Below are 5,341 nucleotides of genomic sequence, written 5' to 3'. Positions count from 1 at the left end.
TAGACCGCCACCTGCGCCTGAATCTGACGGCGTTCCATTACGACTACAGCGACTTGCAGGTTCGGGCGTTCATCTCGCCGGGGGTCTCTGATATTTCCAATGCTGCGACTGCCAAGATCGACGGTATCGAATTCGAGGCGATGATGCTGCCGATTCCGAATCTGCGAATCGTCGCCAATGTCTCGTACCTTGACGCAAGGTACAGCAAATATCCTCAGGCGCCTGGGCCCGGCGGCATCATCATCGACGCAAGCGGCAAACAGATGAACGCCGCGCCGAAATTCAGCGGAAATGTCGTGGTGCAGTATGACATTCCGCTTGCAGCGGGTGACTTGTCGTTTCGTGGTGAATATTTCCGCCAGGCGCGATCGTACTTCGTCGCCAACAATGATCCGGAGCAGAGCCAGGCCGCCTACGACCTAGTCAATGCCAGTGTCAGCTACACCCTGCCTGACGATCGCTTCCAAGTCGGGCTGTTCGGAAAGAACCTCGCCAATACGCAGTTCGTCACCGGGACTGCCAGCTTCACGGCTGCCGCATCCGGACGTCCGGGCGATCCGCGCACCTATGGCGTCCGCGCCTCGTTCAAGTATTGATTCAAGATGACAAATGTCCACGGCTATTGCGATCGCGATTTCAGCCGCGTCGCCGACGCTCTCGCCGCCAACTTCGCCCAAAGAGGCGAGGTCGGAGCGTCGGTCTGCGTCTTTAAGGACGGGCGCAAGGTGGTCGACCTCTGGGGCGGTCATGTCGATGAGGCGCGCAGCCGGCTCTGGCAGGAGGACACGCTGGTTTGCATGATGTCGGTCGGCAAGGGCATGGCAGCGATCGGCATCCACCAGCTGATCGAACGCGGGCGGATCGACCCGAACAAGCCGGTCTCGACCTATTGGCCGGAGTTCGCCCAGGGCGGAAAGGAAGAGATCACCGTTCACCACGTTCTTGGCGGGACGTCCGGTGCCTTGTTTGCCGACAGTGCTCCGGACCGTTCAATTTTCGACTTTGACGAAATGACTGCCGCGATCGCCCTGCAACCTGCGGCATGGCCACCGGGCACGCGCGGGGCATATCAGTCGATGACGATGGGATTCATGCTCGGCGAAATCATCCATCGCGTCGACGGGCGGCGGCTCGAGACCTATTTTCAGCAGGAGATCGCGGGTCCGCTCGACATCGAATTCGGCTGGGGCCTCAATGATGACCAAGTGGCGCGAGCTGCCGATATCATTCCCAATCCTGGGCATGAGACGCTGAAGGCGTTCGCCGATCCGACGACGAATTTGGGCAGGGCTTGGCACATGCGTCCCAAGGAACCCGGCTATTACAATACAGAGATCTTCCGGCGCTGCGTGCTTCCGTCCTCGAACGGGCACGGCAGTGCGCGAAGCGTTGCAACGATCTTCGCGGCGCTGCTGGACGACGATCGGCTTGTCTCAGCGGAGACCCGTGAGCGGATGCGGTCGCTGGAGTGGGATACGCTATGCGGGATGACCGACCGGCCCTATCGCTACGGCCTCGGCTTCTTCCTGAGCGGACCGCCGCTGGTACCGATGGGTCCAAATCCGCGTGCATTTGGACACCCGGGTGCCGGCGGTGCGATTGGTTTTGCAGATCCGGAAGCCAGGCTGACCTTTGCCTATGCGCCTAATTTTATGTGCGCCGGCGCAGGCTCGGGCGAGCGCTGCATCGCGCTCGTCGACGCGCTCTACTCCTGAAGCCGCACCTACTCCGGAGACACTCGATGACCGCAATCAGTCTCGGCCTGGAAGGCACACTTGGGACAAACGGTGGTGTCGCACCGAGGGAAGTGCGAGCGACGCCCTACGCCTGGTACCTCGCCGGGCTGCTTGCTGTCGCTCATCTGGTCTCGTTCGTCGACCGTTACGTGATGAGCTTGCTGATCGAGCCGATCCGCATGTCCTTCGGACTTAGCGACACTCAGCTAGGGATGCTGACGGGGGGAGCATTCGCCTTGCTTTACGCCGCCGCCGCGCTCCCGCTCGGGCGGCTTGCCGATATCCGCAGCCGCCGGATGCTGATCGCGTGCGGCCTGACGGTCTGGAGCATGGCCACCGCCGCCTGCGCCTTGGCCGACTCGTTTGGCGGCCTGTTCGGCGCGCGTCTGCTGGTAGGTGTCGGCGAAGCGGCACTCGTACCAGCGGCAATGTCGCTGCTAGGGGCCTATTTCGCGCGCGATCAGATGGGTCGCGCGATATCCATGTTCACTATGGGCGCGGCGCTGGGCAAGGCGACCGCGCTGATCGGCGGAGCAATGTTGCTTGCCGCCCTGACGCCAGCTGGGCTCGTGCTGCTCGGCTACGCGCTGTTACCGTGGCAAGCGGTCTTCCTTGCCGCCGCGACGCTCGGCCTGATCCTGGTGCCGTTCACGCTGACCATCGTTGAACCGGCGCGGCATTCGAACGTCGGCGCGCCGACGCTGGCGGATGCGCTCCGCCACATGCGCCGCCACCTGCGCGCCTTTGTACCGCACATCATCGCCGCCTGTTCGACGATCCTGCTGGTCCAGGCTTTCGGCGCTTGGTCTCCTGCTTATTTCGCGCGGGAGCGGGGTTTCTCGATCGTCGATGCCGGCTTTGCGGTGGGTATGGTGTCACTCGCCGCTCAACCGATCGGCAATTTATTCGGCGGCTGGGCGACCGATCGGCTAACCCGCAAGGGGGCCAAAGGACCGGCGATAACCGTTATTCTTTGCGGCATGACATGTGCCGTGCCATGCGCCCTTCTGCTTGTCACACTGCCCGACGGAGCGCTGCCGCTCTTCGCGCTCGGCGCTCTACTGTTCTCGGTTTCGACGACTGCCGGACCGTGCTTGGCGGGTTTGCAGGCGCTGACGCCGGCGGAGCATCGCGGCGCAGTCACGTCGGTCTACATGTGCAGCATGACCTTGGTGGCAGTCGGACTGGGCCCGGTCATCGTGGGAATGGCCAGCGACTATTTCGGAAGCGGAAAGGGCGGGCTGGGCGTAGCGCTCGGGTTCGTCACTGTAGTCGTCGCGACGATCGGGATCTCCGCCGCATTGATCGGTCGCGGCGCAGTGGCGCGGGTCGTTGCCACGTTAGACCGAGGCTGAACGGTGGCGGTTTACGCTCTGTCCGGTCAATCGCCGGTACTGGCTGCAGATTGCTGGATCGCGCCGAGCTCAGACGTGATCGGCAACGTGACGATAGGCGACGCGGCGAGCATCTGGTTCGGGGCGGTAGTCCGCGGCGACAATGCCCCGATCGTCATTGGCCCGCGCAGCAACGTACAGGATGGGGCCGTGCTGCATTCCGATCCCAGCATTCCGCTGTTCATCGGTGCCGACGTGACGATCGGTCACATGGCCATGGTCCACAGCTGCGTGATCGGCGATCGGTCTCTTGTGGGAATAGGGGCAATCGTCCTGGCGGGCGCTCGTATCGGTGAAAATTGCATGATCGGAGCGGGCGCGCTGGTTACCGGCCGGTCGGTCATTCCCGACGGTGCGATGGTGGTCGGCCAGCCCGGCAGGGTCGCGCGGATGCTGTCGGCGCTGGAGATCGACGCGCTTCAAAAGTCCGCCGACAGCTACGTCGCCAAGGCGCGGCTTTTCGCCCAGGGCTTGAGTCGGTTTAATCCAGACCGCGGATGATCGGCTCCGGCATTGTCAGACCAACCAGATTCTGGTTCGTTCGTGCCTGGCCAATTCTCTACCTTCGGACGCTCATCGGCGGAAGAACATAAGCCGGCCTCTGGCAGAACATCGTCGTCTACGAGGTGGACCGACTGACCCGATCGCTGCTCGATTTCGAGAAGCTGGTGGAGGCGTTCGATGCTGCCGGCACCAGCTTTGTGTCGGTGACCCAGTCGTTCAACACCACCACCAGCATGGGTCGGCTTACCCTCAAGATGCTGCTCTCGTTGGCGCAGTTCGAGCATGCGGTTACCGCCGAGCGGATCAGGGGCAAGATTGCGGCCTCAGAGGGCATGTGGATGGGTGGCATCCCGCCGCTCGGCTACAAGCCTGACGGGCGCAGCCTCGCGACCGTCGAGGACCATGCCGCCATCACCCGGCACATCTTCCAGCGGTATTTGGCGCTCGGCGATGTCCGACGGCTCGCCGACGAGCTGGTACATGACCGCATCCTCTCGCCTGAGCGGTCCACCACCACCGGCAAGCGGATGGGTGGCTGCACCTTCTCGCGAGGCCAGCTTTACCTGATGTTGAAGTGGGTCACGTTCACCGGGCAGATCGGCCACCAAGGCAAGGCGTACGAGGGCAAGCACCCGGCGATCGGCGACCCGGACACGTTCGCGAGTGTGCAGGCGATGCTGGCGGATCACACGCGTGGGCCCCGCGCCCGCGGCCTCGGGGCCAGCCCCCGCCTGCTCGCGGGCAGGATCATTGATGACGACGGCACGCCGATGACCTCCACCCATGGGACCAGGACGGTCTCCAGCCATGGCGGAGAAGGCAAGGCCCGCTACCCTACTATGTCAGCCGTGACCTGCATCACGGCACCGCCGCCACCGGCATGCGCATCCCCGCTCGCGAGGTCGAGCGGCTGGGGGTGGACAGGGTAGGGGAGCTGTTCCGTGATCCACTGCAGCCTGCTGCTACAGCGTGGCTGGAGACCAGCCCCCATGCTGTCAGCGAGCTGCACCGCCGCTGTCCGGAGCTGGCGCCTGCCAGGCTCGTGGCCGGCGTGGTCACGCAGGTCCGGGTCGCACCGGACGAGGTGGTGCTTACCCTCTCCTCAGCCGCGATCGCGGACCTGCTGTACGCCCAGCAACGGGAGCATGCGCCTGCGGAGATCGAGATCCGTCTCGACGCGCGGCTGACCCGGTCGGGCAGGGTGCTGCGATTGGTCCATGCCGGTAAGCCGTTCGAGGATCAGGTCAGCCGATTGCTGGTCGGGCGGCTAGTGCAGGCACACGGCTGTTGGGCGCAGCTTCGTAAAGGCGACATCGAGATCAAGGCCCTCGCAACCAGGGAGGGGGCGACGGGCTCCTACCTCACCCGGGTGCTGCGGATGGTGTTCCTGTCACCGGGCCTTGTCCAAGCGATCCTCGCAGGTAGACAGCCCGCCCACCTGGACGTGCGGGCGCTCACGCTGGGTGATAAGATCGACGGCAGCTGGGCAGCGCAGGTCAGACGCTACGGGTAGTCCCAGAGCACCCACCTGCGGACGCTCAGCTCCATCTTGCTGCTTCCCAAAACCAGACATTCGTTCGTTCGGCTAAGACGAGCTCGGTCGCTCCCGTGGAGTGTTCTATGACCGAATTGGTAAAAAGCTGCCGTTCGGGTCAGGCGCTAGTAAGCAGCCGCTTCTGCCGTTCCGGCTTGGTATCAGCGAGAAGG

The 5,341-nt window shown here is 63.8% G+C and carries 6 protein-coding genes; all 6 read left to right on the top strand.

The features are described 5' to 3' along the window. On the top strand, positions 1-596 hold a 596-nt coding region (locus tag JWN21_RS10645), incomplete at its 5' end, for a TonB-dependent receptor (protein WP_299649563.1). Between the two features lie 6 nt (positions 597-602). Continuing rightward, on the top strand, positions 603-1,715 hold the full coding sequence (locus JWN21_RS10640; RefSeq protein ID WP_299649560.1) for a serine hydrolase: 1,113 nt from the start codon (positions 603-605) through the stop codon (positions 1,713-1,715). A 26-nt stretch (positions 1,716-1,741) separates the two neighbouring features. Next, positions 1,742-3,091 (top strand): MFS transporter, encoded by a 1,350-nt coding sequence (locus JWN21_RS10635; RefSeq protein WP_299649557.1) that lies wholly within the window; start codon positions 1,742-1,744, stop codon positions 3,089-3,091. Between the two features lie 3 nt (positions 3,092-3,094). Beyond that, entirely contained in the window at positions 3,095-3,631 is a 537-nt protein-coding gene (locus JWN21_RS10630) for a gamma carbonic anhydrase family protein (protein WP_299649554.1), read from the top strand. Between the two features lie 110 nt (positions 3,632-3,741). Beyond that, positions 3,742-4,563, top strand: a complete 822-nt coding sequence (locus JWN21_RS10625; protein ID WP_299649566.1) for a recombinase family protein — start codon at positions 3,742-3,744, stop codon at positions 4,561-4,563. Beyond that, the gene (locus JWN21_RS10620) at positions 4,515-5,147 is read left to right on the top strand and encodes a hypothetical protein (RefSeq protein WP_299649551.1); all 633 of its coding nucleotides are present in this window, start codon (positions 4,515-4,517) and stop codon (positions 5,145-5,147) included. Before JWN21_RS10625 ends, JWN21_RS10620 begins: the two co-directional genes overlap by 49 nt. The last annotated feature ends 194 nt before the right edge of the window (positions 5,148-5,341 follow it).

The sequence above is a fragment of the Sphingomonas bacterium genome (assembly GCF_028292945.1).
Taxonomy (GTDB): domain Bacteria; phylum Pseudomonadota; class Alphaproteobacteria; order Sphingomonadales; family Sphingomonadaceae; genus Sphingomonas.
This window is presented reverse-complemented; position numbering and strand designations above follow the sequence as displayed.

What these genes read in the sequence shown, in the direction of transcription:
- JWN21_RS10640 (WP_299649560.1), top strand. Translation starts at nt 603, where the DNA reads ATGACAAATGTCCACGGCTATTGCGATCGCGATTTCAGCCGCGTCGCC.
- JWN21_RS10635 (WP_299649557.1), top strand. Translation starts at nt 1,742, where the DNA reads ATGACCGCAATCAGTCTCGGCCTGGAAGGCACACTTGGGACAAACGGT.
- JWN21_RS10620 (WP_299649551.1), top strand. Translation starts at nt 4,515, where the DNA reads ATGCGCATCCCCGCTCGCGAGGTCGAGCGGCTGGGGGTGGACAGGGTA.